The following is a 3194-nucleotide window of genomic DNA, read 5'->3' as shown; positions in this document are numbered from 1 at the left end:
AGCAGGTGAGCTGTTTCGCGTCAGCTCACGGCTCACGGTGGCTGGCGAGCGCCCGAGTATCCGGGCCATGGCCCGGATACTCGAACCCTGCAGATCAAGGTTTGCGTTTAAGCTACCTGATCAGCCGTTCCTCCGGAGGAAGGCTAGGCGTTCTTCGCCGCCTTCACGAGGCATTCGGACAACTTGTCGAAATGACGGAGTGCCGCTTGTGTAAGTTCGATCTGCTTGCGCCGTGTGTCCTCCGTGTCGCTGAGCATGATCCAGCCTTTGTCGCGCATGGAGGTGATACGGGCGTGCAGGGTAGCCGGCGAACCTAGTTCACTCCGGGTCATCATGTCCCTGACGGACAGCCGTTCTTTTGTTTGACCTGAGCGCGCGATTAACTCCAGAATGCGCTCTTCCAACGGATCAAGTGATGGCAAAGATGGGAGGCCACGCAACGCCTCCGACAGTTGCAGGAAGCGCATGTAGATGTCGGCAGGACGCGTCATGTCTGAAGCTCCTTGTACAAGCCCTTTTCACGCATAAGGTTTAATGGGCGCGGTACCATGACCACCTCGTCAAAAAGCACACGCTCTATTTTACGCCAATGTCAAACTTACGGTTGCATTTCTGTTCGGTGATTGGCACGGCTGTCGTCTTCACTTTCTCTCTGTGGGTCAACGAGGCGTTATTCACGCACTCCGAATATGTGCGAGGGGTCAACTGGATCTATCTACCGGCTGGCATCAGATTGCTCAGCACGTTGCTACTGGGGGGAGATGGGGCAATAGGGTTGCTTTTGGCGAGCTGGCTTGTTGATTTCTTCTACTTTTTCCCAAATGACCCAGTACGTTCCTTCGTTGGCGGCATCATTGCAACGGTCGCACCGTATGCGGCGTACCGCCTGGCGCAAGAACTTTTCGGTCTTCGTGCTTCTTTGCTAAATCTGACACCGAAGCGGCTCTTGCTGCTGGTTCTCGCGTACTCAATCGCCAGTCCACTCTTGCATCACATCTGGTTTTTCCTGCGTGGAGATACACAAAATATCGCAGAGCGATTTCTTGCCATGTTTGTCGGCGACCTAACCGGCACGCTGATCGTGATCTACACGATGAAGGCATTGCTGTCGCTGATACCAGTCAGGCGCACTCATATACAGCATGATTGAGCAAAAAATGTGGTGAGCAGGTGCATGTTCAGTCGCAAAAGGAGCGGCGCTCATATCCTACGTTTGCTGCCTCGGATCAAGATGCGCATCGGACGAGGTCGACTCGTTGTAGCCTGGGTCGAGTGAGCAAAGACGCTCAAAGAAAGCCGGCCAGTCTATTGCGAGTAGTGGGATCGTCGAATCGCCACGTGCATAATATGAAAAAAATCGCATCCAGCCATCGAGAAAGACGCCTTCGCTGGGCCGAAGCACGCAAGGCGGTCTCGAAACAACTGGGTGGTTCGTCGTTGGAATTTGTGAAGCGAGGATGTCAAGCAATGTGATGCCACAGGCGGTCTGCGCTCCTTCAGTGTCTGCCCGTATTGCGAGATAGCGTCCAACGGCCTCTGCCAGGCGAGGTGTAGAGAGTTCAACATAAGATGTGCCGACGTCATCCAGAACTGCCGATGCGACAGCTTGATCTGCTGCAATCATGGTAGTGCGGTTAAGCGCCACCAGTTTGGCGTGTGTCGGGAGTGTTCGAAACGATGTTTCACCCTGTTGCAGCGCATCTTGAAACATCGGATAGCACGCCAGCCACTGAGCCGGAGCGCGCGTAACGGAGTGGAAGGCTCTAGCGGTCTCGCCAGCCGATACAACGCGCCCCAGTGTCATAGGTTCTCTCAGGTATATTGTTATAAAAAGTATAACGATAATGGCGTTGACTTACAAGGCCTGATCAAAGCGATCTGAGCGTTTTAGATAACGGTAGAATGAACGTTGCAGGCGCGCCGAACTTTATCGGTAGTCTACGGACAGGTACGAGGCGCCTGCCGAAAGGGCGAGAAGTTTCGCGGGCGCACCCGCAACCGCGCAGTTCAGGTGAGTTGTCGATTCAGATCAGAGCGATACGATCTGTTGCAATAGTTCTAGCGCTTTCATCTCATCTAGCCGTCCTGTCCGTGCCTTTCCTGCCAGCGTCTTGATCAGCGCTTCGGCGATGGGTTCGATGCCTATCAGATCGTCCAGGCTCGTCACGGGAGCAGAACGGCGCGGCGCCGCGATGACCTCTGTGACGGGGGTGGGTGCAGGTTGCAGGTGAGAGGCAGACGGTGGGACGGCGTGATCAACAGTTTGCGGGATGACCAGTTCGGAGATCGCCGGGCGTACTGGTTCCAGTTGCTTCACGACCACCTCCGTCACGGCGTCGTCGCTGGCGTGACGCGTTGCGGACGACTGGGCGTGTCGATCGCTCGCGGTCTTCGCCTTTTTACCCGCGGACTTTCTTGCCAGCGGTGCTTCTAGTTTCACCACAGCTGATGGCTCCTGTTGATCAGATGCAGTTCGAACTGACTGCGGATCAAGCAGAGCCGACACCGACTCAGGGACGTCCGTAACTGAACGCGGAGTGTCCAGCCAGGCAGTTGGCAACCCGAGACGTTCAGTGCTCCTAAGCTGGCGCATATTCTGGATCACATTGCTCGGTCGCTCGGCATCGACAGCTCCCGCAGACCTCGCGTTTACACCCACCGAAATTGAACTGCTTGAACGCGTCGTTGACGACACGTCTCATAATGCGCAGGCGCCGCCGCTCGTGCGCAACGTGATAAAGCTCGCTCAACTCGGCGGTTACCTCGCGCGCGCAAGCGACCCTCCACCAGGCAACACCGTGATGTGGCGCGGGATGCGACGTCTAACCGACATCCAGCTTGGCTACGAACTTGCGCTAAAAAGAAGTGGGTAATAACAAGCTCGAAAACAGCAAACGAGAGGTTGCAATAAAGTGGACCCCGAGTTTGAGACGGTAGTTTAAGCTGTCGTCCGCAAAAGGATGGCAGAGAATGAGCGAAGGAAAAAAACGCAGGGTGCACACGCCGGAATTCAAGGCGAAGGTCGGGTTGGAGGCAGTACGCGGGGTGAAGACGGTCAGCGAGATTGCGCAGATATATGGAGTGCATCCGGTGCTGGTTGGGCAGTGGAAGAAGGAGATTCTGGAGAAGGCAGGCGCCCTGTTTGAGGTCAAACGTGGCCCCAGGCCGGTGGACGAGAACAGCAGCGAGGACCG

7 protein-coding genes are annotated in these 3194 nt (G+C 55.8%); 3 read left to right on the top strand and 4 right to left on the bottom strand.

Annotated features, from left to right (window positions below):
• Together P3T43_RS35450 and P3T43_RS35445 are read right to left on the bottom strand one after the other, a co-directional pair.
• Positions 1-93: helix-turn-helix domain-containing protein (locus P3T43_RS35450; protein WP_429285639.1), on the bottom strand; the 93-nt coding region annotated here is incomplete at its 3' end.
• Positions 94-143: 50 nt separating this feature from the next.
• Positions 144-491 (bottom strand): winged helix-turn-helix domain-containing protein, encoded by a 348-nt coding sequence (locus P3T43_RS35445; RefSeq protein WP_429285638.1) that lies wholly within the window; start codon positions 489-491, stop codon positions 144-146.
• 98 nt (positions 492-589) lie between these two features.
• Between P3T43_RS35445 and P3T43_RS35440 the strand changes: the two genes are divergently transcribed.
• On the top strand, positions 590-1150 hold the full coding sequence (locus P3T43_RS35440) for a hypothetical protein (RefSeq protein WP_429285637.1): 561 nt from the start codon (positions 590-592) through the stop codon (positions 1148-1150).
• A 57-nt stretch (positions 1151-1207) separates the two neighbouring features.
• On the opposite strand, the gene P3T43_RS35435 is transcribed toward P3T43_RS35440, so the two are convergent.
• Both P3T43_RS35435 and P3T43_RS35430 read right to left on the bottom strand, forming a co-directional pair.
• Positions 1208-1711, bottom strand: coding sequence for a hypothetical protein (locus P3T43_RS35435; RefSeq protein WP_429285636.1), 504 nt, complete (start codon positions 1709-1711; stop codon positions 1208-1210).
• Positions 1712-2029: 318 nt separating this feature from the next.
• On the bottom strand, positions 2030-2317 hold the full coding sequence (locus P3T43_RS35430; protein ID WP_429285635.1) for a hypothetical protein: 288 nt from the start codon (positions 2315-2317) through the stop codon (positions 2030-2032).
• A gap of 220 nt (positions 2318-2537) precedes the next feature.
• Between P3T43_RS35430 and P3T43_RS35425 the strand changes: the two genes are divergently transcribed.
• Positions 2538-2873, top strand: a complete 336-nt coding sequence (locus tag P3T43_RS35425; protein WP_429285634.1) for an IS4 family transposase — start codon at positions 2538-2540, stop codon at positions 2871-2873.
• Between the two features lie 97 nt (positions 2874-2970).
• Positions 2971-3194 (top strand): transposase (locus P3T43_RS35420; RefSeq protein ID WP_429285633.1); only part of this gene is annotated, 224 nt, incomplete at its 3' end.

Source organism: Paraburkholderia sp. GAS41 (genome assembly GCF_050436545.1).
In the GTDB taxonomy this organism is placed as follows: domain Bacteria; phylum Pseudomonadota; class Gammaproteobacteria; order Burkholderiales; family Burkholderiaceae; genus Paraburkholderia.
This window is presented reverse-complemented; position numbering and strand designations above follow the sequence as displayed.

Bases quoted from the DNA above. Each gene is read 5' to 3' on its own strand.
- P3T43_RS35440 (WP_429285637.1), top strand. From the start codon at position 590: ATGTCAAACTTACGGTTGCATTTCTGTTCGGTGATTGGCACGGCTGTC.
- P3T43_RS35435 (WP_429285636.1), bottom strand. From the start codon at position 1,711: ATGTTTCAAGATGCGCTGCAACAGGGTGAAACATCGTTTCGAACACTC.
- P3T43_RS35445 (WP_429285638.1), bottom strand. From the start codon at position 491: ATGACGCGTCCTGCCGACATCTACATGCGCTTCCTGCAACTGTCGGAG.